Raw genomic sequence first — 25,309 nt, 5'->3', positions numbered from 1 at the left:
AACATAGAATATGTATTTTAAATGTATAATGATACAATTTTACAAAAAAAAACCATCCGTATATGGATGGGTGTTGATTACTCAACTTTTTTTATTGTAGTGTACATGTAATAGTTCATGAACCTTGCCTTTTAACAATCCTGAATATAACGAATTCATTAATGGGTTGTCATCTGTACGACTTATACTATTCATTTTATCTGCTTTATATAATCCAGTACCACGCTTAGATTTCCCTTCTGCTTTTACGAATGGTTGTCCTGCGCCACTAACGCATCCACCGGGGCATGCCATAACTTCTACAAAATCATAATGAGCTTCACCGGATTTTATCTTCTTTATAACGTAATCTGCATTTTTGAGTCCACTTACTATGGCGAATTTTATTACGCGCTCATTTACATTAATACTGGCTTCTTTAACGCCGTCCATACCTCTAACACCATCAAAAGCAAGTGCACGTAATATTGCAATCGGTTGATCCCCTAAAACTTTACGTATAACAGCTTCACTAACACCACCCGTTACTCCAAATATAACCCCAGCTCCACTACTAATTTCAAATGGCATATCTAGTGCCTCAGGTTCTAATTCTGAGAACGCAATTCCTGATTCTTTTATCATATTAATAAGTTCTTGCGTCGTTACTACATAATCTACATTAGGAACACCATTCTTTTTAAATTCATCCCTATTTGCTTCGAATTTTTTTGATGAACAAGGCATAATTGCTACGCTCACAAGTTTTTTATCATCATCTTTGTAATGTTCCTTCAATACAGAAGCAAACATTTGCATAGGAGATTTACAAGTGGAAACATTTTTCATTAAATCTGGATAAGTATTTTGAACATAATTTACCCAGGCAGGGCAGCAAGATGAGAATAGAGGTAAGCTCTCATTATTTTTAAGTTTTGAAATAAATTCATTTGTTTCCTCTATAATTGTAAGGTCTGCCCCTACTGAGGTATCAAATACCTTATCAAATCCCATTTTTCTAAGGACAGTTACTATTTTTCCCATTGCATTTTTGCCATCTTCTTGTCCTAATTCCTTGCTCATAGATACCCTTACAGCAGGAGCAATTTGAACTACCACCTGTGTATTCTTATCACTAAGTTCCTTCCAAAGTTTATCTGTAGTACTCCTTACTACAATAGCACCAGTAGGACATACTGCTGCACACTGCCCGCAACCAACACAATTAGAGTCTCCTATAGGTTCATTAAATGCCGTTGAAACAGTCATTTTAGATCCTCTGCCAACAAAATCAATTGCTCCAACGTTTTGTACTTCTGCACACACTCTTACACAATCACCACATAAGATACACTTGCTTGGATTTCTTACTATGCATACAGATGAATTGTCTGGTTCAGGTTCTTTAGCAGTATTTTCAAATCTTACTTTCTTTATTCCGAAACGTTTTGCTAACTCCTGTAGCTTACATGAAGTATTTTTTTCACAGGTTGTACAATCTCTGCAGTGATTTGCAAGCAGTAACTCAAGAATATTCTTTCTATACTTTCTAAGTCTTAGCGTATTTGTATATATATCCATGCCAGCTTTAGGAGGAGTAGAGCATGCGGCCTCAATGCCTCCATGTTTGTTTTCAACCATACACATACGACAAGCTCCATAAACTGAAAGCTCTGAATAGAAGCATAATGTAGGTAATTCGATACCAGCTTTTCTAACTAGTTCAAGAATATTTTTTTCGCCCTTTATTTCTACAGGTACATTATCTATAGTCATAAACTGTCCATTCATTCTATTACTCCTCCTTTATAGCTTTAAATGCACAAGTATCAACACAACTACCACATCTTATGCACTTGTCTTTATCAATTGTAAATGTTCCTTTAATCTTACCTGAGATTGCTCCAACTGGACAAATTTTTGAACACTTTGAACATCCCTTGCAAATTTTTGAATCAATAAATATTGTCTTAAGCTTCTGACATGTTTTAGATTGACATTTTTTATAAGTAATATGAGCTTCATACTCATCACGAAAATTCTTAATAGTACTGACAACTGGTAATGGCGCTGTCTTTCCAAGTCCACATAGTGATGTTGAAGATATGGTATCTGCAAGTTCTAAGAGCATATCTATATCTTCAAGCTTTCCTTTACCTGCAACTATTCCTTCAAGAATTTCAAGCATTCTTTTAGTACCTTCGCGGCAAGGAACACATTTGCCACAGGATTCATTTTTTGTAAAGTTCATAAAGAATCTTGCAATCTCAACCATACAAGTATCTTCATCCATAACTACAAGTCCACCCGACCCTATCATTGCCCCTGCTTTTTTAAGTGAGTCGAAATCTAGTGGCAAATCAAGATCATCTATTGTAAGACATCCACCAGATGGCCCGCCTATTTGTACAGCCTTAAACTTTTTGCCGTTTTTTATTCCTCCACCAATATCAAATATTATTTCTCTTAGAGTTGTGCCCATTGGCACCTCAATAAGTCCTGTGTTTTCAATATTTCCTGTTAAAGCAAACGCTTTTGTACCAGGACTATTTTTAGTTCCAATTGATTTATACCATTCTACGCCTTTATTAATTATTACAGGCACATTAGCAAAAGTTTCAACATTATTAAGAACTGTTGGCTTGCCAAAAAGTCCATTCTCAACAGTTCTTGGAGGTTTTACCCTTGGCATACCTCTTTTCCCTTCAATGGAAGCTGTTAGTGCACTTCCCTCACCACATACAAAAGCACCTGCACCTCTATTAATCTGGATATCAAAACTAAAATTTGTCCCAAGAATGTTTTCCCCAATAATTCCATATTCTTTTGCTTGTTTAATAGCACTCGAAAGTCTATCTACAGCAATAGGATATTCTGCACGAACATATAAAAAACCTTTTTGTGCACCACAAGCAACAGCGGCGATTATCATTCCTTCAATAACCCTATGAGGGTCTCCCTCCATTAGACTCCTATCCATGAATGCCCCTGGGTCACCCTCGTCACCGTTACATACAATATATTTTATCTTTTCCTTTTGGCGCTGTACCTGCCCCCATTTACTACCAGTAGGGAATCCACCGCCTCCACGGCCTCTTAAATTTGATTCATTTATTTGGTTAATAACCTCATCTGAATTCATATCAAATAGTACTTTTTCAAATGCAGAATATCCGCCTATAGCGATATATTCTGCTATTGAAGTTGCATCAATGTGTCCACAATGTTCAAGTGCAACTCTAGTTTGTTTTTTATAAAAAGAAATTTCATTCTGCTTCCTAAATATATGTCCATTTTTGGTATATACAAGTCTTTCAACACATTCATCTTTAACTATAGTTTTATCCACGATTTCTGCGCAATCTTCCATCTTTACTTTTAAATATAAATATCCAAATGGTTCTATTCTTATAAGAGGACCCATTTCACAAAATCCATGACATCCGCTTTTTTTCACTCCAATAGTTTCCTCATGTGGCTCTTTCTCAAGGCTTACTTCACAATTTATGCCCTTTTCCTTTATAATCCTTATTAATTCATCATAAATATCTAGGGATCCACCTGCAACGCAGCCAGTACCAGCACATACAAGAATTTTCTTTTTTTCTTTTGTAAAACTATTTATATAAATATTTCTTGCATTAATTAGATCATTTCTATTATGAAGCATATTATTTTTCCTCCTTAAGAGTATTTAAAAGCTCCATTGCTTTTTCTGGGGTCATAGAACCATGTACTTTATCATTAATACTCATAGCTGGTGCAAGTCCACAAACACCTAGACAAGAAACTGTTTCTAAAGTAAATGTTAAATCATCTGTTGTAGTTTTAGTTTCCGAAAGTTTTAAATGTTCTCTTAGCTTTTCTAATATAGGAGCAGATTTTCTAACGTGACAAGCAGTACCATCACATATTTTTATTATAAACTTACCTTTAGGTTGTAAAGAAAAATTTTCATAAAAAGTTGCCACACTATATATTTTTGCTCTGCTCATACCAAGCTTTTCTGAAAGATACGAGAATACCTCCTTGGGTAAATACCTATAGCATTCTTGGGTGTCCTGCAATATTGCAATAATATTACTAGATTTAAATTTATGATTTTCTAATATAGTATCTAGCTTACTATAATCAAATATTGTATTCATTTTTCTCCCCCTTGTAAATTCAAAAAATACAAATGTATTTTATAATATATCACCTTGGTAACTTTTGCTATAAAACTTCTAGCTATATATTTTAATATAAGAACATCAAACTTCGCATTTACCACTGGCTTTAAAACTAGCCAACTTTTCCAAATATAATAATATTTCATTTGCAACTATTGCAAGTCCTGCAGACATTATAGTTCCCCATAATATTTTAGGAAGGTAATTCATCCTAAGTCCATCAAACAAAATAACTCCTAACCCACCAGCGTTTATTACCGAGGCAATAGTCGCTATGGAAATGGTAGTTACAGTAGCAATTCTTATTCCCCCAATTATTATTGGAAGAGCTAACGGCATTTGTACTTTCAAAAATAACTGAAAAGGGTTAAAACCCATCCCTTTCCCGGCTTCTATAATGGATGAATCTATGGACTTAAATGCTGCGAATATATTTCTAACTAAAATATACTGATTATAAATTACTAAAACGAAAATCGCTGTTCCTTTTCCAAGGCCTAATAGAGGTATTAATAAAGCAAATAATGCTAGACTAGGCACAGAATAAATAACCCCTAAAGAGGATAAAACTACTACAGATAAAACTTTTGACCTTAAAATCAAAAGTGATAGAGGGATTGCAATCACGAGTGATATTGAAATACTTAGTGATACAATTTGAAGATGCTGTAGCAGCAAAGTTAACATATTATCATGATACTTATATAAATACTCTATCATGCACTATCCCCCCTGTTCACTGACTTATTTTTAATTGCTCAAGTGTTATTTTGCCAACAGCTTCATGATTATCCTTCTCAACAATCAAATGATCGATATTTTTTTTAAGAAAATATGCTAACAAATGTTGCAAATCCTCATTTTCATTAACTCTTGTGTCATCTTCCATTGTTTTTGAATCCAAAGGAATCATTACAGAACTCGCACGTACAAACTTAAGTTTTTGAATAACATTCTCTGAAGAGACCAAACGGGTAACAAATTCATTTTCTGGATGAAATAATATATTGTACGGTGTATCGAACTGTTGAATTTTTCCTTTATCCATGATTATTACTTTATCCCCCAATTTGAAAGCTTCATTAACATCATGAGTTACAAAGAGAATTGTCTTATTAAGCTTTTTTTGAATTCTTAGGAGTTCCTCTTGAAGATTTAGTCTAGTTATAGCATCTATCGCTCCAAAAGGCTCATCCATAAGCATTATTTCAGGATCAGCAGCCATAGCTCTTGCTATTCCAACCCTTTGCTGCTGGCCTCCTGATAATTGCCTTGGATATCTTTTTTTGAAATCCTTAGAAGGAATACTCACTAAATCCAACAATATATCAACTCTTTGCGCTATGTCTTTCTTTTTCCACCTTAAAATATTCGGAACTGTAGCAATATTTTCCTCCACAGTCATATGAGGAAATAGCCCAATTTGTTGAATGACATATCCAATTTTCTGCCTATGTTTTTCAGCGGGAATATTTTTAATGTTTTCTTTGAAAAATAATATTTCCCCTGAGGTTGATTCATATATTCTATTTATCATTTTCAAAAATGTAGTTTTACCTGAGCCCGAAGTTCCCAGTATTGTTATAAAACTACCTTCTTCAATACTGGCACTTACATCTGTTACAGCATATTGCTCTGAACCCTTAAATTTTTTGCTTACTTTTACAAATTCAATCGCTACCCTTTTCAAAAGATTTACCTCCTTCCGTGTATATCCATTTTCTATTTTGCTAATTCCTTTTCAAAAAAATTCTTAGCTACCTCTGAGTATTCTTTTTTATCTATGTCTACTTCTGAATTTAATTTTATTATTGACACGTTGTCAATTTTGCTTGTAACCTTATTTAAAATATCTTTTATTTGAGGATTCTTTTCAAGAAGGTCTTGCCTTATAACTGGGGCTATGTTGTACGGTGGCCATGCATTCTTATCATCTTCGAGAATCGCAAACTCAGTTTTACTTAATTGTCCTTCTGTTGTATATGCTACAGCAACATCTGCTTTATCATTATGAAGCACATCATATTTAATTCCATTATCATAGATCTTTTCATCTTTAAATTTAAAATCCCCATAAGCCATTGTCAAAGCTTGCAGTCCATCTAATCTTTCATCAAATTGACCTTGCGATGCAAACCTTATACTTCCTGCTCTTTTTTGAAGATCGGTTATAGTGTGTATATTATATTTATCAGAGGCCCTTTTGGAAATCACTAATCCCTGCCCATCATTTGCAGAAGATGGATCAAGCCAAATCAATTTAAATTTCTCCTTGTATTTCGTTGAAACCTCATTATAAACTTCCTTTGAATCAAACTTTGGCTGCTGCTTTAAAACAGATAATAATCCTGTACCAGTATACTCAGGGTAAACATCAATATCTCCATTTACAAGTGAAGTATGAACCACAGCACTACCAAGATTAAATTTTCTGTAAACTTTATAACCTTCTTTTTCTAAAGCAACTGCATATAATTCAGATAAAATTAAAGATTCTGTAAAATCTTTAGATCCAACTTTTATTGTAGGTTTACTTTTAGTTTGGGATGTATTTATATCCCCAGATGAAAGACTCTTTTTAGAACAGCCAGTTAAAACTGAAACTGTAACCAAGGCTGTTAATACAGAAACTACGACTAAGCTTTTTAATCTCTTATTCATAACTACTCACTCTCCTACATAGTATTCTTTAGTCTCTTTGATACTTTGTTATACTTTGTTCTAACATAAATAACAACATTTCTGCGATTACCGAAAGCAGTGCAACTGTTGCTCCCCCTATTATTAATATTCTAAAATCATTCATACCAAGACCCGTGAAAATGAAATCTCCTAGTCCTCCAGCTCCTATATAAGATGCTAAAGTCGCACTAGCAATTACTTCAACCGCAGATGTTCTAACTCCCGTAATTATTAATGGAAGTGCTAATGGAATTTCAATTTTATAAAGCATTTTCTTGTAATCCATTCCCATACCTTCAGCACTTTCTAGAACAGATGCATCAATATTTTTTATCCCTAAATATGTATTTATAAGTATTGGTGGTATAGCTAAAATCACAAGTGCCAATAGTGCTGGCAAGTATCCAGTCCCAAGTATTGGCATAACTAGCACTAAGATTGCAAGGCTTGGAATAATCCTAAAAAGATTAAATATATTCATTATAGGCTGTGTTGCTTTTGTGAATTTAGCACATATAATTCCCAAAGGTACCGCTATTATTATACTTATTAAAACTGCTGTAACACTAATATTAATATGAATCCTCACTGCTTCATAGTATTTATCAATGTGGCTTAGTAAATAGTCCATAACCTCATTTAACATTTTCATCTACCCTTTCTAAAAAGTAATTTCTACTTATAACTTTATTTATTGAGAATGTCTTAAAAGTATACTAATACATATAATTGTATGAGCTAATGTACTAAAATAATTACACTTATCACAAAAAATTATAGCAGCCAATTTATATATAAAAAACTATAAACTGGCTGCTGATCAAATTATAATACATTTTCTATTTTTGTAATTCTGGTACAATATTAGGTGGTATTTCTCCTTGCAGTGCTTTAACAAGATTTTGCGCAGCCATCATAGCCATATCAAAACGGGTCTTTTGCGTTGCTGATCCTATGTGTGGAACCGTAACTACATTTGACATTTTAAGCAGTATATTTTCAGGATTAACTGGCTCTTTTTCATACACATCCATACCTGCGCCATAAATCTTTTTACTTTGAAGTGCTTCAATTAAGGCCTGTTCATTTACTGTTTGACCCCTAGAGGCATTGATAAATATAGCAGTATTCTTCATTATATTGAATTCCTCAAAATCTATAAGGTGGCGCGTTTCATCATTAAGTGGAGTCATTAATACAATGAAATCAGATTTAGCTAGAAGTGATTTAAAATCGCAATATTTAATGCCTAGTCTTTCTTCTACATCTTTTTTTCTGTTTCTGTTGTAGTAGCAAACTTCCATATCAAATCCAAGCTTTGCCCTTTTAGCTACTGCTTCTCCTATTCTACCCATACCAATTATGCCTACCGTTGAGTGGTGTACATCTGTTCCATAGAGTGTTTCGTTATCATCTCTAGTCCATTTACCTTCCTTTACATATCTGTCTAATTTCGCAATTCTCCTTGCACAAGATAACATCAGTCCAAATATTAAATCTGCAACAGTATCATCTAAAACACCTGGAGTATTCGTACCTATAATGTTCCTCTCTTTCATTACTTGTAAATCAAAGTTATTATATCCAACTGTAACATTGCTAATAGCTCTTAATTTAGGAGCCCTATTTAATAGTTCTTGGTTAATACAAAAATCGGATAATAATACACCGTCTTTATCAGAGAGTTTATCTAATAGTTCACTTCTTGAAATTTCTTTTTCTCCCTCCCATTTTTCATAATCACAAAATCGTGCAATATAATTTTCTACTTCTCTAGGTATACGCTGAGCAATGTATATTTTAGGTTTATTCATGATCTTCCTCCTTTAAATTATTATTAATAATAATTTTCACTATTCCTTTTTTTCTTTATTATACATAAAATTACCCTTCAATGTAGATTTTTTTTTATTTATCTACTCTATAATGTATCTTTAAAGAGGTAATATATTTTTATCTTTTTATTAGAGTGGTATAATGTTTCTAAAACATATTGCAAGAAATGCTATGAATGACAATAAATAAACGATACAAAATAATCTAGTATACCCAAGCAAAAATACTAGAATAAGAGTATAGAATGGTGGTAATAATATGAAGGATCCTTTTAATATTATATTTGATGAGGTCTCGGAAGGCCTCATAGTAGTCGACCCAAATGGAGTAATTAAATGTTATAACAGAATGGCTAAAGAGATCTTTGGAATTATATATAACCAGGGCATAGGGCATTCTGCTGGCAGTATCGTAGAAAATGATATTGTAATAATCGCTGATACAATGCTTGGTGAGGATGATGGGGGGCTAACTCTTGAAGACTTAAAAAATATAGGGGTATCCTCTCAAAAATTGAAACAAGGAGATGCCTTTGTTTCAATAGGTATTATGGGAGATAAATCATACAATGGTGTAATAGAATGCACTTCTTCTAGAGAAAGTACTTTGTATCTTGAAAACATATATTCTAAAAATAAACTAACTGCAGCTATTGATTTTTGTAACAGGGTGGCGATTATATCTATAAATGATATTAAATATACACTTAATTATACGAAGTCCATAGGACATATGGTAGTTTTATGCGGCAATACAGGTAAGGTAAAATTTTATCAGGCTAGAGGCTACACCAGTAGGCGAGATGATATAAAAAAGCTCCTTAATGGAACCATATTTGCTTCAAAGGGAGATTATAACTATACAATTGATGTGGTTGGACACAGTATTTTTGATGTTCACCCTAAAGAAACGAATATAAATATTGTAGATTTTGTAGAAGCCGCAAACGGTAAATATATTTCTTATACTAATCAGGTTAAGGACATAAATGGCCGGTCTACAAGATGCTCTTTAGTTCAGCTAAAAGATGATAACAAAATTATAGGTGCCTTATTAAAGGTTCAAGACATAACTGAGCTTGAAAATATAATTAAAGAAAGAGACTATGCCATAGCATCTCTTAATGATGCTGAAAATAAACTTAAAGATTATGACGAATTCAGAAGGATTATTGGACAAAGTGACAGCATAAAGGCTGTAAGAAAGCTTGCCAGAAAGGCATCAGAAATAGATTCTACAGTACTTCTGTTAGGCGATAGTGGTACAGGAAAGGGACTCGTAGCAGAGTGCATACATAAAGGTAGTAGAAGAACTAATAAGCCATTCATATATGTAAATTGCGCTTCTATACCCAAGGAATTAATAGAAAGTGAGCTCTTTGGATATGAAGGTGGCGCGTTCACCGGTTCAAAAAAAGAAGGTAAAAAGGGTCTATTTGAGGTTGCTCATGAGGGGACTATTTTTCTCGATGAAATAGGGGATATACCTTTATATATGCAAGCAAAGCTACTACACGTCTTGCAAAGCAAACGATTTAATAGAGTCGGTGGTACACACTACAGAGAAGTTGACGTAAAAATTATAGCTGCAACTAATAAGGATTTAGATATAGCTGTCAATCAGGGAGAATTCAGAAGAGATTTATATTATAGGATTAACGTTTTCCCTATTTTTATACCGCCGTTAAGATTAAGAAAAGAAGATATTTATACGTTGATTATGTACTTAACTCCTAAGATTTGCAAAAGAGCGGGCTGCGAAGAGAAAAGAATATCGGCGGGTGTTATAAAAAAAATGCTTATGTACGATTGGCCAGGAAACGTCAGAGAGGTTGAAAATGTTCTTGAAAGAGCAATAAACGTATCTGATGAGCATACAATTTTTACGAAGGATATAAGCATCATAACCTCAGCGAAAGGCTCAGAAAGCTGTAGCTTTGGATATTCTCTCAAGGGTGCAATCGAAATTGCAGAGCGAAAAGCTATTGAAAATGCACTAAAAATCACAGCTGGAGATAAAACCGAAGCTATGAGGATACTTAACATAAGCAAATCAGGTTTTTACGAAAAACTTAAGAGGTATAATCTTCAAAATAAAATCAATGATTGATATGGATCATTGATTTTATTTTGAACAACATACTTATAAACAAATCAAGTCCAAAACTGTGGAATCAGTCCAAAATATTGGACTCATTCTGAAAATAACACTTTTCGGAGTTCACAAAAATTTAGAACAGATTTTTTTCCAATATTTTGGACGCATTAACAAACTAAATCTTTGATTTATATAACTTTCCTGTATTGGCATGATAATTGCTAATTTATAAATACAATAACACTTTAAATCGATAATAAAGTAATTTCACAAAATCAACCAGGAGGTGTTTTCATGAAAAGAAATTATATAAATGTAAATGAAAAAGGACATCTAGAGTTTTTTGGATGCGATACGGTAAAATTGGCAGGAGAATTCAAGACGCCTCTTTATGTTATGAGTGAAGACGGAATAAGACAGAGTTGTAAACAGGTGCGCGAGCATTTTATGGATAAATACCCCAATACGCTTGCTTTATATGCCAGCAAAGCTTTCAGCAACATTGCCATGTGCAAAATAATAAAAGAAGAAGGTCTTGGCATAGATGTTGTATCAGGCGGCGAATTATATACCGCATGTAAATCTGGCTTTCCAATGGAAAAAGTATATTTTCATGGCAACAATAAATCGCAAGAAGAGATTGAACTTGGTATAGATAATAATGTTGGCTGCTTTGTTATCGATAGCTTTCACGAAGTGAAACTTTTACAAAAAATAGCCCAAAAGAAAGGTGTTGTAGTAAGGGCTATTTTAAGAATATCCCCTGGCATTTCAGGTCACACACATGAATACATTTCTACTGGACAGTTAGATTCAAAGTTTGGCTTCCCTATACAGGGTAATGTTGCTTTTGAGGCTATAGAAATGGTAAGCAAATGTGAAAACATAAAATATAGCGGTATACATTGTCATATAGGTTCACAAATGTTTAACAAGGATGTTTATAAAGAAGCTGTTCATATAATGACAAAATTTATGCTTGATTTAAAGAACAACTTAGGCCTTAAAACAGAAGAGCTAAATATGGGCGGTGGCTTTGGAATCTACTATTCTAATGGCGATAAACCTCTTGAAATGAGTGAGTTTATAGAAGTAATAATGGGTAATATATATGGAGATTGCAAGAAATATTCATTAGAAACTCCTAGAGTTCTCATTGAACCAGGAAGATGGTTAGTCGGAGAAAACGGTATAACCCTTTATACAATAGGAGCTATAAAAGAAATTGAGGGAATAAGAAAATATGTTAGTGTAGATGGTGGTATGGCAGATAATCCAAGACCTGCCCTATATCAAGCTGAAAACGAAGCTATTGTTGCGAACAAGGCTGATAAAGAAAATGAAGACCTTGTAACTATTGCAGGAAGATGCTGTGAATCGGGTGATATGCTGATCCACGATATAAAGCTTCCTAAAATGGAAACAGGTGATATACTTGCAATGCTTACTACAGGAGCATATAACTACTCGATGTCCAGTAATTACAATAGATTACCGAGACCAGCAGTGGTAATGCTAAAGGCTGGTAATTCAAGGTTAGTTGTTAAAAGGGAAACCTATGAGGATATCGTAAGGAATGATTTAGACTAAAAAAGAAAAAAATATTTGTTATTTATTTTGATATATCATTTCCAAAAATCAGTAATCAAAGCTTAATCCCCCCATAATAAAAATAAAAGGCATATCCCGTAGGACTGCCTTTTATTTCCTTTGTAATAATGATTACAAAGACTCTGCGTTAAATCATCTCCTGAAATGTCGTTAAACAGAAATTTTACCCATAGCTGCTGCTATTATCATAACAATCGCCACTATAACCATAACTATCATGGACAACTTTTCTTCCTGAGTAATAGCTTCTTTTTTTTCTTTTTTTGCTTTCAAATAAAAACCTAACCCTAATGCATAAATTACAACTGCTAAACCTAAATATCCAATTCCCACTGCATATATAACATAAATTGAATATACACCTGCAATTACTGCTATAATTTTTTCCTTAAGATGTCCACTTTCTTTATTATATACCTTAAATGCATACATAGAAGATAATAAGTATGGTATTAATATATTAGTTGTACACATATGTGTCACAACAAAATAAGCTTTTTGCAAACCTGGTGATAGCATAGCTAGCAACCCTATTTGTGTTGCTACCATTCCAAATAAAAGAGCATTTATAGGCACATTTTTATCATTGTTCTTTTTAAACCATTTAGGCATTAACCCATCCTGTTCTGCTGGAACATATAAAATTTCTGTGGTTATCAAAAGCCAGCAAAGTAAAGCACCCATAACAGAAATTAAAATTCCCACTTTAACTATAATAGCCCCTGCACTTCCCAATGCAGTCTGTGCTAAAACAGCTGCTAATGGAGTTTGTGCTGCAACTAAAGCCTTAGCTGGCAAAATACCCATTGACAATATAGATATTGATACATAAAGTATCGCTGTTATAACAAGTGAGATTATTGTTGCTTTTCCAACCACTATATGAGATTCTGCCCTTTGAGACAAAACTACTAAGCCTTCAACACCTACGAAGCACCATAAAATTGTTCCCATTGCGCCACTTATCTGTTTCCCTATACTAACGGTGTCTCCACTGACTGCTAAAACTGTCTTCCAATTTTCAACATTAAATGTACCTAGTTTAAAAGCTGAAAGGCCAAATACAATTACTAGAATTAGTGGTATAACTTTGCCAATTGTAACTACCAAATTGAGTATACCAGCTTGTCTAATTCCTCTTTTTATTACAAAATAGTATGACCACAAAACAATAGATGCAAGTAAAAATGCTAAAACACGAGGCATTGTGTATCCTTCTCCAATTAAGCTATTTATAGTCTTGAAAATTAAAACAATAAATGCAACATTGCCAAGGAATGAACTTGTAAAGTAACCCCAAGCTGAATTAAAACCTATAAAATCACCATATCCATCTTTAGCATAGGAATAAATTCCCCCGTGTAATTCAGGTTTTTTATTTGAAAGCAAGTAAAATACTAATCCTAGCATTACTACCCCAAAAACTCCAATACCCCATGAAATTAGGACTACCATTGGATTTGTTGTTGTTATTAAATCTGTAGGGCTATTAAAAATACCTGATGCAATCATAGTACCTATGCCTAAAGCAACAAGTAACCCTAGTCCTAATTTTTTATTATTTTCTTCCAATATAAAAAACCTCCTCTAATATCTTTTTACTTTAGTAAATTTCTAACGTCTGATAGTATTGCTCTTGGAACTGGTAAATCGAGCATTGTTTTGAGTCCTGGTTCTGCATTCATTACTAGTGGAATCATATTAACACATATAGCTATTGTAGCGATTCCTCCTGGTATTTCTGGTTTTATTTGAAGGTTCAAGTTTGGAACTCCGTTAATTGTAATATAATCTCCAGTATCAACATTCTCAAGTTCTGGTCTTATCTGCTGAGGATGTTCCATTGTAGCAAATACTTTATCTCCTAAATTTGCATATCCCAATTGGCTACATCCAGCAACCTCTCCAGCATTTACTGAGATAATATCTGTTTTACGTGGCACAGTTGTAACAATTGGTGATTTTTCTTGTCTAATATTATTGAACTTAATATTAAATGCTTCTTCAAACATACCAAATGATTGTAAAAATCCTACGTGCCCATCTACTGTATTGTCTTTAACACCCTGTATAAATGCTTCTGGTTTTAAGCCAATACCTTGCTCAACCATAACTGCCCTGCCAAAGCAAGCTAAGTCATTAACTCTAGTAGCCTTTATGCTATCAACTGTGTCAGAAACTCCTGTAAGCATTATTGCAACTAAATCCATTATAAATCCAGGATTTACTCCAGTTCCTAATATTGAAACCTTATTTTCTTTAGCAATTCTATCCATTTCATCTGATAATTCTGGGTCTAAAGCTCTTGGATAGGACATTTCCTCAGCTGTTGTTACAATATCCATGCCAGCAACTGCTGCCATTTTTATTAATGGAAATACAACTTTTGTAAATGAAGCTGTAGCCATAAGGCAAACCTCTGCAAAACCCTTCTTTATAACATCTCCAGCATTTTTTGTAACTATACATGAATTATCTTCATTTGCTGGAACACCTAACACTTCATAAAGTTTTTTGCCAACCTTACTCGGATCCATGTCAATAGCCCCTACGATAGTAAATCCTTTTTTGCTTAATACCATTCTAGCAATACCGCTTCCCATTGAACCTAATCCCCAAACTACAACTTTTATTTTATTTCTCATAATATTTTCCCCCTCATAATTTTATATTTTACTCTATATGTTAAACTGCGTCTTAATTAATTATTGTAATACTTCTCCACATATGGAGAGGTCATTGCTGCAAGCAAACATCCATAATCTATTTTAAAATCTACTATATCGCCAACTGTTAGTTCTTTTTTACTATCAGTTACATCTAAAATTAAATGGTCGCTACTTGCACCAAAAATGCTTATATCTGTGTCCAAAGGAATTAACCCTTCAACTCTTATATCTTGTCTTCCAATTGCTATAATAGCCCTTTTTCTTATTCCTTTATCTTCAAAGTGAGGTTTATTACCAAAAGCATCCATTCCTATAGTGCCTGTTGGTACTGTTGGTTTACTCTTTATTTCAACTACCTCCCCACTGAGTATAAAGGCATCTTCATAGCAATTAGGTACTGCGAGTCCAAAAGAAGTCTCCCTACCAAGAACTATTGCTTCTCCAATTCTAAGCTGATTTATTTCTTCTGGCATAGTATCATTAATAACCATATATAAACTACTAGAATTCCCCCCTGAAATTATAGGTAACCTTAAACTAAAGTTTTTTTCTATATCTAATTTTAACTTTATAAGCTTACCTAAGTTTTCTGTGTCAGGAATTACCCCACCATAACAAGTAACATTGGTTCCAAGTCCAATTAAATTAATATTATCTAATTTTACTATTTTACTCACAATGGAAGCTACGTCGTCAATCAATACTCCTTCTCTTAAATCCCCTAAATCTACCATTAGTATAACGTTGTGCATCTTATTTAAATCTTTTGCAGCTGCTCCTAGCTTCCTAATTGTGTCGATCTCTGAATTTAAGCTGCAATCGCTATACTTCACAACTTCATAGACTTCGCTTATCATTGGAATTCTAAGCATCATCTTTTTACAATTTAAATCCTTTAGTTTTTTTAGATTTAAGATTCTAGAATCAGCAACCTCAGTCACCCCAGCTCGTAGTATAGCTTCTACAATAGGATTTTGTGCACAAAATACTTTAGTTACGGATGTAACATCTATATGCTTTTTATTACACATTGCTAGGATTGTTTTTACATTGTGTGTTAATTTTTTCAAGTTCACTTCCACACAAGGATAATTTTTTTTCATATAGATACTCCCCTTTTCAAATGTCGTTAATTCCCATATCCTTTGTTATACCTAAACTTTGAGTTAATAACGCTATTGCCACTTCTTTATTTTCTCTACTTAAAACCCCTGCACAAGCCATAATATAGTTTTTATCTAGAAGCACTTTAGCACCTTTTTTAGGTAGCATTGTAACTTCGTCTTTTAAGTGTCTTATTTCTAGTAGCAAAGCTTCTCCACTCGGAAGCCTTGTAAGCGCCCCTCCGGTACCTATTATATATTTAACCTCAGATAAATCCTTACCATAAGCCACAAAACCACTTTCACCATCATATTTTCTTTTTATAAATCCTACATGCCTATCTATTGCAACGGATATAGCTTTCTTCGCTAGCAGGCTGCTTGCATTTATATCATCCATATCTTCCGGTATAGGTTTTATGTGTAACTTTATATATTCCTTAGTATATTCACCTAAATCCCTAACGTCAAGTAAATCTATTACATTTTTGCTGTTAATAAAAACTCCAAGGTCTCCTTCTACAGTTCTTTTAGCCTTTGGTTCAGGATTTATTAGCATATCTAAAACTATTCTACTTCCTTCTGTAACAGAGTGCACATCCGTGGTAGCCCCTCCTACATCAAAAACTACTAAGTCCCCTATCATATCATATAAAAGTTTTGAGCTCTCCATAACTGCTCCTGGAGTTGGCATTATGCTTCCATTCACCATTTCTTTTATTTTATTCATTCCAGGTGCTTTTACAATATTCTTCTCAAAGGCTTCTTGTATTATTTTCCTTGCAGGCTCCACATTTAACTCATCTATACTTGGATAAACGTTGTCAATTAAATAAAGTTCTTGCCCTTCAAATATCTCTTTTATTTCTTCCCTATTTTCAATATTTCCACAATATACAATGGGTTTGTTATATTTTTCTTGGCTTATAATTTCTGCATTATAAAGAGAGGTTTCCCTTTCACCATAGTCAGTGCCTCCAGCAATCATTATCATATTAGGATTTATATCATGTATTCTCTTTAGATCACTTTTTCGCATCTTCCCAGCAGTAACCATTTTTATGATACCACCAGCACCAAGAGCTGCTTCTCTAGCAGCCTTAACAGTCATTTGCTGCATAAGTCCGTGAACAGTTATTCTAAGTCCCCCTGCAGCACTAGACGTCGCTAACATCTTTTTCCATGTAATTGATTCTCCAATTTGATTTTCAATATCTTTAACAGCATTTTTTAATCCTATAGTTACATCACCATCTATTACTGTTGTACAGCTATTACCTTGAAAAGGTATATCTACAATAACCTGTCCCTTATCATCATAGTATACATTAAAAGCAGTAACCAGGGTAGTGGTGCTACCTATTTCAGCAACAAGATAATTTACCTTCACAAGCAATCGCTCCTTTTATTCTTCTTCTTCATTATCAGGCAAACCCATTAACCTTTTGATTATGAAGGATGCAACAGCTGTACCATTTGATCCACGTCCAAATCCAACATCCATACCGTTTGCTTTAGCTATTTCATCAGTTACTTGTGTACCACCGGAAACAAGTATAATCTTATCTCTTACTCCTTTTTCGATGCAAAGATCACTAAGTTTTTTCATGTTCTTTGTATGAACATCGTTATGGCTAATTATTGTACTACACAATATAGCTTGAGCTTTTGACTCTATAGCTGCATCTACTAGTTTTTCTATTGGACATGAAGTTCCAAGGAAAATTGCTTCTATACCAAATCTTTCAACTCCGCCATGTTTAATATCAATAACTTCGCGAACTCCAACAGAGTGTTCATCTTCACCTACTGTGGCTGCAACAACCTTAAGTGGATGTCCTTTTACATAATCTTTCATTTGTTGATCTGTTAGTGACTTTCTTCTCTTTGGAAGAACTAACTCATCACGTTTTACAGGTGTAAAATCACATACGCCTTTTATTTCCACAAGAGTTCCCTCAGCTTTTTGTAACACTTGTTTATGAATAATTTCTACATTTTTCAAATTCATTCGCGTGCCCATTTCAAGTGCTGCTGCTTCACTAATTTGTTCATTTTCCGGGATACATAAAGTGATTTTTACATACCCGTCTTTAGCCCATTGGACTTCTGGAATTACAGTACCATCTTCTTTAACTTCTTCCATTCTCTTAAATACATTGTCATTATCATCCAATTCATCGATATATTGAATTTTGGAATGGTTACATAATGTACATTCATCTATTGCATCGCAAGGTCTTTTATATTCTTTTGGAACATTATTGTATCCAAAATGGCCACAAACTGGTGCAAAATAATCTGATTCTCTTTTTACAATTGTTCCGACAGCATCTCCGCCCGCAATCTTTCTTGCAATACCATCATCATTTCTTTCTGGATATTGACCAGAATCAATAAAGAATCCTGAATCAACAGCTTTAAAGTATCCACCAACTTCAAGTATTTCCTCAAAGAACAAAATAGCTCTTTCTTGAATTTCTCTTGCCTTTTCTGGTAAATATCCTGTTTTCTTAAGCTCTATCATGTCCATTAATCCATCCATACCTATAAATGCCTGTTTAGCTGTGTTTATAGCATGAATATTATTATAATGCCAAGGAACATTACGTCCTTCATCTGGAGTTATTGTACTTTGAATGTCTGCTGATGTTAGTTCTGATATTAAAAGATTCAAAGTATGTCCAACTGTAGCTTCTCTTTCACAAGACTCTATATACTTAGTATTCATTTGAGCTCTCATTTTGTATCTTTTGAAAAACTCACGAAGTGCTACTGCATAAGGCAGATCATATCTCATACAAGGAGCTGGTGCAGATGTTGGGGGTACAGTTGATAAAGAAATGTTTTCTGGTTTCATTCCAACGAGTTCTGAAAAACAAGAATTTATAGCATGTTGTACCATAAGTTCTGGCATTACCTTATATCCCTTCATAGCTGTTGCGTTTGCATTATGTGCACCATCTATTTGAAGCATTCCTGCATGAGCCATTATACCCTTTGCAACTGCAGCATCAACGAAAGATCTAACCATATTAATATTTCTATAAAGTACATTGTATTGTGGATCTTGATGAGCTCCATTAACGCCTTCTTCTGCGAACATAACCGCTACATCAGGACCGGCAACGCCCGATACATAGGAATGGAAATTAATTTTTCTTCCTACTTCTTCTTCTATTAAATCTATAGCTTTTCTTGTTGCTCTAATTTCTTTTCTAGTTATTGGTACCCCCCCAAACCCTTCTGGGCTTCCTTCTAATAATCCATCAAAGTGACTTTGACCCATTGTCCTTATAACCATTAAATGATCCGCACCATGCCATGCTGCCATTCTCATTCTTCTTATATCATCTTCAAATCTTCCTGAAGCAATTTCTGTCGTAATAACTGCTCTTGGTTGCGGATCTATATTTTCAAAGCTTCTTGCTGCTGGAAGAGGTTGACTCTTCTTTAAAGGTGCTGATATTTCATGATATGTGAATTCTCCAACCTTTCCAGTTTCATTTTCTTCTCTCCAGTGCCATCCTCTCCATTTTGGTTCATACTTATCTAAGTCTTTTAATATTTCTTCTACATTAAGCTTTTCATTTTCTTGTAATTTTTCTTGCATTAGTTCTCACTTCCCTTCATTTTTTCAGATACAATATCCCACCCTATTCCTTTAGAGAGTTCTGCTCCTGCTTTAAGATAGTCCATATTTTTAAGCTTTGCATAAGTTAAAATTACATTTCCTATACCTTTTCCAATCAAATTCCATTTTGCTGCATAAGAAATTATAGGCTGAGCTTGCATACTAGAAAATCCCATTCTAAGTACTACAGAACGTTCAATAGCTGGTGATGTATGCGTATACGCTAAATCCACCATTGGTTTTACAACTTGATTAGTAAGGCTCCAAAATCTTTCATATAACTGATCATTAGTCAAACCTTTCAAATGTTCTCTTCTTTTTTCAAAATCATCTTCTCTTTTCATAAATTAAACTCCCCCTAACATATTTCAAGATTATGTTTTGCAAGATTATGACATTTCTACATTATGCTGTTTTAATATTTCTACTATTTCTTCTTTAGACATTTTTGTTTCTAAAGACAAAAACTCAATATCAACCTGCTGCACTCTATTCTCAATCAATTTCTTAATAACATTTTTCATGTAGGAATTCTTCAACCCTTCCATGTCTATATCTGTGACTGTTACTATTGATGGATGAGACGGAATTACTATATTCTCGCCAGGTACTTGCTGGCTAGGATTACCCACATAAACTTTAATCCCATTTTCTTTAGCAAAATTAAGCTGAGGCAATAAATGTTTTCCAGCTCCCGTATATTCAGTTTCTTGGACAACGATTACGGCATCATCATCGTATTCCTGAGCAATTGCAAAAGCTGCTACTAGGGATACATTTCCTGCTGGACCTCTTTCTAAGCCTTCAAGCTGAGCTAATATTTCAGTCATCCAAAATACTTCACCTTGAGTAGTTGTTACATATCTATCTAAATACCTTAATGGTCTAGCCGCGCTCCTAGGTACATCTGATCTATCTGGATAAGTCATAAATGGAATTCCAAATCCTGTATGGCCTGTGGTAAACGATTTCTTGTTAAAGTCTATATCAGATGCCATATGCAATCCAGAAAGGTCAACCGATGCCCCTATTATCTTTGTTTCCACTGCACCTGCCCTAATAAGTCCTCTTGCAGTACCAGTAACATTTCCACCACCTGCATGAGTTATAATAACTGCATCAGGATCTTTTCCTAATTTTTCTCTACACTGCTCAGCTATTTCATATCCTAAAGTTTCAATTCCTGCTACACCGTACGAGGAATATAATGAAGCATTGTAATAACCTGTATCTTCAAGTATCTTTAGATAAGTATAAAATAATTCAGGACCTACGGAAAGTCTAACAACTTCTGATCCAAACCCCTCACACTTTCTTCCTTTTTCTAATATTTCTGGTTGTCCTATTTTTCTTGAATCATAACATTCATTTGCTATTATACATTTAAGGCCTCTAATATTTGCTTGAGATGCAACCGCTGCTCCATAATTACCTGACGTAGCTGCCCCTACGCCTTTGTACCCTCTCTTCATTGCATCAAATACAGATATGCATGCTCTTCTATCTTTAAAACTTCCGGATGGGTTGCAGCTTTCATCCTTTACAAATATTCTAGCCGCACGTCCAGTCTTAGAAACCTTTCTTGCTAATTTTGTTATATTTCTTAGTTCAAGAAGTGGAGTATTTCCTACCCCTACATCATTTTGAATTTCTTTAACTTCTGCAAATGAGTATTCAACATCTCTCATCAAAGCTTCATAATCAAATGAAAGCTTACCAGTTTCGTATTTACTATAATCTATTCCTATAGATTTAAGAATTATTTCATTCTTTCGGGCCATAAGCTCATCATATTTATTCATACTTTATAACCTCCTCTTAAATTATCACCTACTGTGCTATTATTTCCCTAGCTTGTCTTCCTATATTACTTATTTCTTCAACATACTTACCATAGGTGTGGTAATATCCTGGCTCTATTTCAACAACTTTACCTTTAGCAATTCTGCCTACATTAGTTTCAACTTGCACTTCATCTCCTAATTCACAATCACTAAGGCACTTCCCTCTTATCCAACATTTAAGAGGAGTTTTCTTTGTCTCATCTGGTATATTTAAAGCTCTGTCTTCTGGCATTAAAACGATTTCTTCTACTTCAACCCAGATGCCTTTTTTTATCATAATTTATACCTCCCAAATTTAATATTTATTAAAGCACTTTATTGATATACTCACTTTAATATACAGCAATTACCATGCCAAGTAAAAAACACATGCTTTTAAGCCATCGCTCAAATACATGTGTTTTGAATTCGCAAAATATTCTGCATCTTTTTTTATAATTGAGAATTAAGACTAGTAATTTTAGGTAACCTCAGTGTTTCTTGGGATTAGCTATATGTGCAAATTATTTTGCATGCATAGCAAAAAATTTTGCTATTTTAATATTTTTCTGTTATTTTATGTATCTTTATTTTATATTGAAGATTTTGTCTTGAAATATTAAGGTCTCTAGCAGTCTTACTAACATTATAATTATTTTTTTTCAACATTTTTTTTATTAAGTTTTTTTCAATATTACTCATATAACTTTCTAAATCAAAGCTCTCATATGTATTTGATGTAATGTCATGAACATTTCCACATTTTTCATATGTTATTATAGAATCAAAATAGTTTTCTGTTAAAGTCGAATTATTGTCCGCCATATTCATTGCAGCTTCAATAACATTTGTTAATTCACGAATATTTCCCGGCCAATTATATTCTTGGAGTTTTCTCATCATATCTTCATCGATACCCCTTATATTCTTACATAGAATTTTATTATATTTTTCGATTATTTTGTCTACGAATATAGTAATATCCTCTTTTCTTTCTCTTAATGGGGGTATATTTATTCTCATTACACCTACCCTATAATAAAAATCTTTCCTCAATTTACCACTCTCAATAAGTTTCTCTGGTTCCTCATTTAACGTAGCTATTATTCTAACGTCAATATATATGCTTTTGGTACTTCCCACAGGCCTTATATAACCATCTTGAAGTACTCTTAAAAGTTTAGATTGAAGATACGGTTCTAAAGAATTAACCTCATCTAATAAAAGAGTTCCATGATTTGCCTCTTCAAATAATCCCTTTTTATTCTCTGCCCCTGTAAACCCTCCTTTTTCTGTACCAAAAAGCATTCCCTCTAGTAATAGGGCAGGAATAGCTGCACAATTTATAGGTATAAAAGGCTTATCTTTTCTTAATCCATCATAATGAATACTTTGAGAAAAAACTTCTTTTCCTGATCCAGTTTCTCCATATAATAGTACAGATGAACTTGACATGCTAGCTTTTTTAGCTCTTTCTATAACACTTTTCATAGCAGGATTGTCACCATATATATCACTAAAAGTAAAATGTCTATGAATTTTTTTATTTAAATTTTGCAGTTTACAAACGTTTTCAGTTAGTTCTTTTAGCTGAGTCATGTCTTTAGCTATTTCAATCACTGCTACAACTTTATTATTTAATGTTACTGGCACAGTAGTATTTATAGTAGTGACTTTTTTCTTATATCCATTACCATAATGTTGTATTAAATCCACAATTTTTTTACCGGTCTTTAATACGCTCATAAGTGTAGATTCATCATCTTTTACATCCACTAGATACTCATTAACCTTTTTCCCTATTACTTCTTTACTATCTACACCTTCTACTTTTCCCATGGCACTATTATAATATATAGTTTTACCCTCACAATTTATTACTTGAATTCCTTCCTCCAAATTTTCTAATAGACATTCTAATACCTTGTCTGCGTTTAGAAATTTACTATCCATACTTTATCTTTAGTGAGATCTTGTATAAAAGGTACACAAACCCACTAAATACTCACTTCCTTTCTATATCTGATGTATAGCATGTTAATAGTAGACAATTAAAGTTCATCTACTTTCTAATTATGAAAAAAGTTTACACCCATGGATAAATCAAGTATTTAATTTTATAATATTTTTTATAGTTACCATATTTTTTACATTAAATCTATTTATTATTATTTTCATTATATCATACAAAAATTGTATTGAGAATTTTACATTTAAAATTAGCTAAAGCCATGATTGATCTTTTCAGATTATATTGGAGTTTTAACAAAGTTAACAAAAGCATTCGCAGTGACTGATTCAGAATTATTATCTGAATTTGGTTGGAATATATGGGATAACGACAGATATTTAGTCTTCTAAGACAGGAAATCCAACTTATTAGACACTTATAATTTTAAGACCTTGTAGCATATTATCAATTCTTTTTTAGGTCAAAATGCGAATTAAACTTTCCTTAACACAGGTAATCTTCTAGTATGATATTTAATTACCCCCAGATTAAAAATAAGCCCCTGATTTAGAAGTGTACTCCTAAATCTAGGGCTTATGTCTTTCATATTGTTTACACTAATATATTTTTAACATATTAATTATTTACCAGACTGTTTTTCCATGTCCAGCTGAAAACTGTGACGCTCCATCTCTTTATCCTTTTGACGTTTCCAAGCGTGGAGAACTAGCGCTATGGTAACAACTCCATAGGATATAAACATACGGAAGTATTCCCCAATCATGGCCGATCCAGTAATATATTTACCTGCCATTGGCATGACTATAAACATTAAATGAAATAGCGCAGTACCAACAATGGCATTTGGGATAGAAGCTTTAGTAACCGTTGCACCACCAACTAAAAGTGACGCAGCTGCAAAAAGGGCTGCTTGATCCGCTCCATTATAGGTATTCATAGTCCCTATATTTTGCAAATAAATTATTTGTCCAAAGCAAGCAAGAACTGTTGAAATTACGATGGACTGAATACGTGTCTTATCAACATCAATTCCCGCAGTATCAGCTACATTCATGTCAAGTCCTACAGCTCTCATATCCTGACCCATTTTTGTTTTTTTAAACCAAACAGTGAAGACACAAATCAAACCTATAATCAAAAAGGTTCCAACTGGAATACTTATATTACCTATTTTTATTAAAATTAGGGTGTCAAATCCTTTAGCTACATTCAAGTTCAAAGCATTACGTACACCATATCCTTTAGAAAGGAGCATTGAACTAGTCTTAAATGGTATTATAGATCCGCACAGGTATAAAAGGAAAAATTGATAGATACCTGCGATAAAAAGACCTAGAACCATGGAAGTAATCATCTCACGTCCTTTAGCCCTATTTAGTACAAGGCCACAAAAATATCCCAGGCCTATAGCTATAGGAGCTGCAACAATTGCCGCAAGTAGTAGTCCAGGAGCTCCTGTAATACCCCAGTCAGTGATAAATATCAATCCAATTTGGCCTGCCATAGCACCTAAAATCATCCCAAAGTTGATACCCATTCCCGCCATAATAGGAAGCAGCAGTGATAATACTAGGAAAGAGTTTCTTGCGAGCCTCGTTATAATCTGATCCACCAAATAACTTCCAGAATACTGTGAAAGCGGTATTGCTATTATGCTGATGATTAAAAACATTAACGGCACAACACTGCCCGTAAGTAATGGGCCTATTTTTTTCTTATCAAATTTCATGA

At 33.6% G+C, this 25,309-nt stretch carries 20 protein-coding genes; 2 read left to right on the top strand and 18 right to left on the bottom strand.

Annotation, left to right across the window (positions count from 1 at the left end; all coding sequences use genetic code 11):
* Positions 1 to 81: 81 nt before the first annotated feature.
* From ACWJKE_RS18215 to ACWJKE_RS18180, 8 genes are all read right to left on the bottom strand, one after another.
* On the bottom strand, positions 82 to 1,770 hold the full coding sequence (locus ACWJKE_RS18215) for a [FeFe] hydrogenase, group A (RefSeq protein WP_462959069.1): 1,689 nt from the start codon (positions 1,768 to 1,770) through the stop codon (positions 82 to 84).
* Between the two features lie 4 nt (positions 1,771 to 1,774).
* Complete coding sequence (gene nuoF, locus ACWJKE_RS18210; RefSeq protein ID WP_216301632.1) at positions 1,775 to 3,649, bottom strand: NADH-quinone oxidoreductase subunit NuoF; 1,875 nt, start codon at positions 3,647 to 3,649, stop codon at positions 1,775 to 1,777.
* Position 3,650: 1 nt separating this feature from the next.
* The gene (locus tag ACWJKE_RS18205; RefSeq protein ID WP_220286688.1) at positions 3,651 to 4,127 is read right to left on the bottom strand and encodes a complex I 24 kDa subunit family protein; all 477 of its coding nucleotides are present in this window, start codon (positions 4,125 to 4,127) and stop codon (positions 3,651 to 3,653) included.
* 105 nt (positions 4,128 to 4,232) lie between these two features.
* Entirely contained in the window at positions 4,233 to 4,871 is a 639-nt protein-coding gene (locus ACWJKE_RS18200) for an ABC transporter permease (RefSeq protein ID WP_165413177.1), read from the bottom strand.
* Between the two features lie 16 nt (positions 4,872 to 4,887).
* Entirely contained in the window at positions 4,888 to 5,841 is a 954-nt protein-coding gene (locus tag ACWJKE_RS18195) for an ABC transporter ATP-binding protein (protein ID WP_220286687.1), read from the bottom strand.
* 32 nt (positions 5,842 to 5,873) lie between these two features.
* A complete protein-coding gene (locus ACWJKE_RS18190) occupies positions 5,874 to 6,812 on the bottom strand; it encodes a glycine betaine ABC transporter substrate-binding protein (protein ID WP_462952847.1) in 939 nt (312 codons plus the stop codon).
* Positions 6,813 to 6,840: 28 nt separating this feature from the next.
* Positions 6,841 to 7,485, bottom strand: a complete 645-nt coding sequence (locus ACWJKE_RS18185; protein WP_253198047.1) for an ABC transporter permease — start codon at positions 7,483 to 7,485, stop codon at positions 6,841 to 6,843.
* A gap of 187 nt (positions 7,486 to 7,672) precedes the next feature.
* Positions 7,673 to 8,647: a 2-hydroxyacid dehydrogenase gene (locus ACWJKE_RS18180; protein ID WP_220286685.1), complete on the bottom strand. Its 975-nt coding sequence runs from the start codon at positions 8,645 to 8,647 to the stop codon at positions 7,673 to 7,675.
* 280 nt (positions 8,648 to 8,927) lie between these two features.
* On the opposite strand from ACWJKE_RS18180, the gene ACWJKE_RS18175 reads away from it, so the two are divergent.
* Both ACWJKE_RS18175 and lysA read left to right on the top strand, forming a co-directional pair.
* Positions 8,928 to 10,778 (top strand): sigma-54 interaction domain-containing protein, encoded by a 1,851-nt coding sequence (locus ACWJKE_RS18175; protein ID WP_462959068.1) that lies wholly within the window; start codon positions 8,928 to 8,930, stop codon positions 10,776 to 10,778.
* A gap of 282 nt (positions 10,779 to 11,060) precedes the next feature.
* Positions 11,061 to 12,356 carry a diaminopimelate decarboxylase gene (gene lysA, locus ACWJKE_RS18170; protein ID WP_216301625.1) on the top strand — a complete coding sequence of 432 codons (1,296 nt, stop codon included), beginning with the start codon at positions 11,061 to 11,063 and terminating at the stop codon, positions 12,354 to 12,356.
* 171 nt (positions 12,357 to 12,527) lie between these two features.
* On the opposite strand, the gene ACWJKE_RS18165 is transcribed toward lysA, so the two are convergent.
* The 10 genes from ACWJKE_RS18165 to ACWJKE_RS18120 form a co-directional block, all read right to left on the bottom strand.
* Positions 12,528 to 13,949: an amino acid permease gene (locus tag ACWJKE_RS18165; RefSeq protein WP_462959067.1), complete on the bottom strand. Its 1,422-nt coding sequence runs from the start codon at positions 13,947 to 13,949 to the stop codon at positions 12,528 to 12,530.
* 26 nt (positions 13,950 to 13,975) lie between these two features.
* On the bottom strand, positions 13,976 to 15,022 hold the full coding sequence (ord, locus tag ACWJKE_RS18160) for a 2,4-diaminopentanoate dehydrogenase (protein WP_165413169.1): 1,047 nt from the start codon (positions 15,020 to 15,022) through the stop codon (positions 13,976 to 13,978).
* Positions 15,023 to 15,078: 56 nt separating this feature from the next.
* The gene (orr, locus tag ACWJKE_RS18155; protein WP_462959066.1) at positions 15,079 to 16,149 is read right to left on the bottom strand and encodes an ornithine racemase Orr; all 1,071 of its coding nucleotides are present in this window, start codon (positions 16,147 to 16,149) and stop codon (positions 15,079 to 15,081) included.
* A 16-nt stretch (positions 16,150 to 16,165) separates the two neighbouring features.
* Positions 16,166 to 17,539 carry a GlmL-related ornithine degradation protein gene (locus ACWJKE_RS18150; RefSeq protein ID WP_462953674.1) on the bottom strand — a complete coding sequence of 458 codons (1,374 nt, stop codon included), beginning with the start codon at positions 17,537 to 17,539 and terminating at the stop codon, positions 16,166 to 16,168.
* A gap of 15 nt (positions 17,540 to 17,554) precedes the next feature.
* Positions 17,555 to 19,762: a D-ornithine 4,5-aminomutase subunit OraE gene (oraE, locus tag ACWJKE_RS18145; protein WP_216301621.1), complete on the bottom strand. Its 2,208-nt coding sequence runs from the start codon at positions 19,760 to 19,762 to the stop codon at positions 17,555 to 17,557.
* Positions 19,762 to 20,127: an ornithine aminomutase subunit alpha gene (locus tag ACWJKE_RS18140; protein WP_165413165.1), complete on the bottom strand. Its 366-nt coding sequence runs from the start codon at positions 20,125 to 20,127 to the stop codon at positions 19,762 to 19,764. Before ACWJKE_RS18140 ends, oraE begins: the two co-directional genes overlap by 1 nt.
* A gap of 45 nt (positions 20,128 to 20,172) precedes the next feature.
* Positions 20,173 to 21,585 carry a 2-amino-4-oxopentanoate thiolase subunit OrtB gene (ortB, locus tag ACWJKE_RS18135; protein ID WP_216301620.1) on the bottom strand — a complete coding sequence of 471 codons (1,413 nt, stop codon included), beginning with the start codon at positions 21,583 to 21,585 and terminating at the stop codon, positions 20,173 to 20,175.
* A gap of 28 nt (positions 21,586 to 21,613) precedes the next feature.
* The gene (gene ortA, locus ACWJKE_RS18130) at positions 21,614 to 21,904 is read right to left on the bottom strand and encodes a 2-amino-4-oxopentanoate thiolase subunit OrtA (protein ID WP_165413163.1); all 291 of its coding nucleotides are present in this window, start codon (positions 21,902 to 21,904) and stop codon (positions 21,614 to 21,616) included.
* Positions 21,905 to 22,164: 260 nt separating this feature from the next.
* A complete protein-coding gene (locus ACWJKE_RS18125; RefSeq protein WP_462959065.1) occupies positions 22,165 to 23,559 on the bottom strand; it encodes a sigma-54 interaction domain-containing protein in 1,395 nt (464 codons plus the stop codon).
* Between the two features lie 638 nt (positions 23,560 to 24,197).
* Positions 24,198 to 25,307 carry an ABC transporter permease subunit gene (locus ACWJKE_RS18120; RefSeq protein ID WP_216301618.1) on the bottom strand — a complete coding sequence of 370 codons (1,110 nt, stop codon included), beginning with the start codon at positions 25,305 to 25,307 and terminating at the stop codon, positions 24,198 to 24,200.
* Positions 25,308 to 25,309: the final 2 nt, after the last annotated feature.

The sequence above is a fragment of the Clostridium sp. CM036 genome (genome assembly GCF_055081135.1).
This window is presented reverse-complemented; position numbering and strand designations above follow the sequence as displayed.

Excerpts from the sequence above, each read along its gene's own strand:
- ACWJKE_RS18215 (WP_462959069.1), bottom strand. The coding sequence starts at position 1,770 with ATGAATGGACAGTTTATGACTATAGATAATGTACCTGTAGAAATAAAG.
- nuoF (WP_216301632.1), bottom strand. The coding sequence starts at position 3,649 with ATGCTTCATAATAGAAATGATCTAATTAATGCAAGAAATATTTATATA.
- ACWJKE_RS18205 (WP_220286688.1), bottom strand. The coding sequence starts at position 4,127 with ATGAATACAATATTTGATTATAGTAAGCTAGATACTATATTAGAAAAT.
- ACWJKE_RS18200 (WP_165413177.1), bottom strand. The coding sequence starts at position 4,871 with ATGATAGAGTATTTATATAAGTATCATGATAATATGTTAACTTTGCTG.
- ACWJKE_RS18190 (WP_462952847.1), bottom strand. The coding sequence starts at position 6,812 with ATGAATAAGAGATTAAAAAGCTTAGTCGTAGTTTCTGTATTAACAGCC.
- ACWJKE_RS18185 (WP_253198047.1), bottom strand. The coding sequence starts at position 7,485 with ATGAAAATGTTAAATGAGGTTATGGACTATTTACTAAGCCACATTGAT.
- ACWJKE_RS18180 (WP_220286685.1), bottom strand. The coding sequence starts at position 8,647 with ATGAATAAACCTAAAATATACATTGCTCAGCGTATACCTAGAGAAGTA.
- ACWJKE_RS18175 (WP_462959068.1), top strand. The coding sequence starts at position 8,928 with ATGAAGGATCCTTTTAATATTATATTTGATGAGGTCTCGGAAGGCCTC.
- lysA (WP_216301625.1), top strand. The coding sequence starts at position 11,061 with ATGAAAAGAAATTATATAAATGTAAATGAAAAAGGACATCTAGAGTTT.
- ord (WP_165413169.1), bottom strand. The coding sequence starts at position 15,022 with ATGAGAAATAAAATAAAAGTTGTAGTTTGGGGATTAGGTTCAATGGGA.
- orr (WP_462959066.1), bottom strand. The coding sequence starts at position 16,149 with ATGAAAAAAAATTATCCTTGTGTGGAAGTGAACTTGAAAAAATTAACA.
- oraE (WP_216301621.1), bottom strand. The coding sequence starts at position 19,762 with ATGCAAGAAAAATTACAAGAAAATGAAAAGCTTAATGTAGAAGAAATA.
- ACWJKE_RS18140 (WP_165413165.1), bottom strand. The coding sequence starts at position 20,127 with ATGAAAAGAGAAGATGATTTTGAAAAAAGAAGAGAACATTTGAAAGGT.
- ortB (WP_216301620.1), bottom strand. The coding sequence starts at position 21,585 with ATGAATAAATATGATGAGCTTATGGCCCGAAAGAATGAAATAATTCTT.
- ortA (WP_165413163.1), bottom strand. The coding sequence starts at position 21,904 with ATGATAAAAAAAGGCATCTGGGTTGAAGTAGAAGAAATCGTTTTAATG.
- ACWJKE_RS18125 (WP_462959065.1), bottom strand. The coding sequence starts at position 23,559 with ATGGATAGTAAATTTCTAAACGCAGACAAGGTATTAGAATGTCTATTA.
- ACWJKE_RS18120 (WP_216301618.1), bottom strand. The coding sequence starts at position 25,307 with ATGAAATTTGATAAGAAAAAAATAGGCCCATTACTTACGGGCAGTGTT.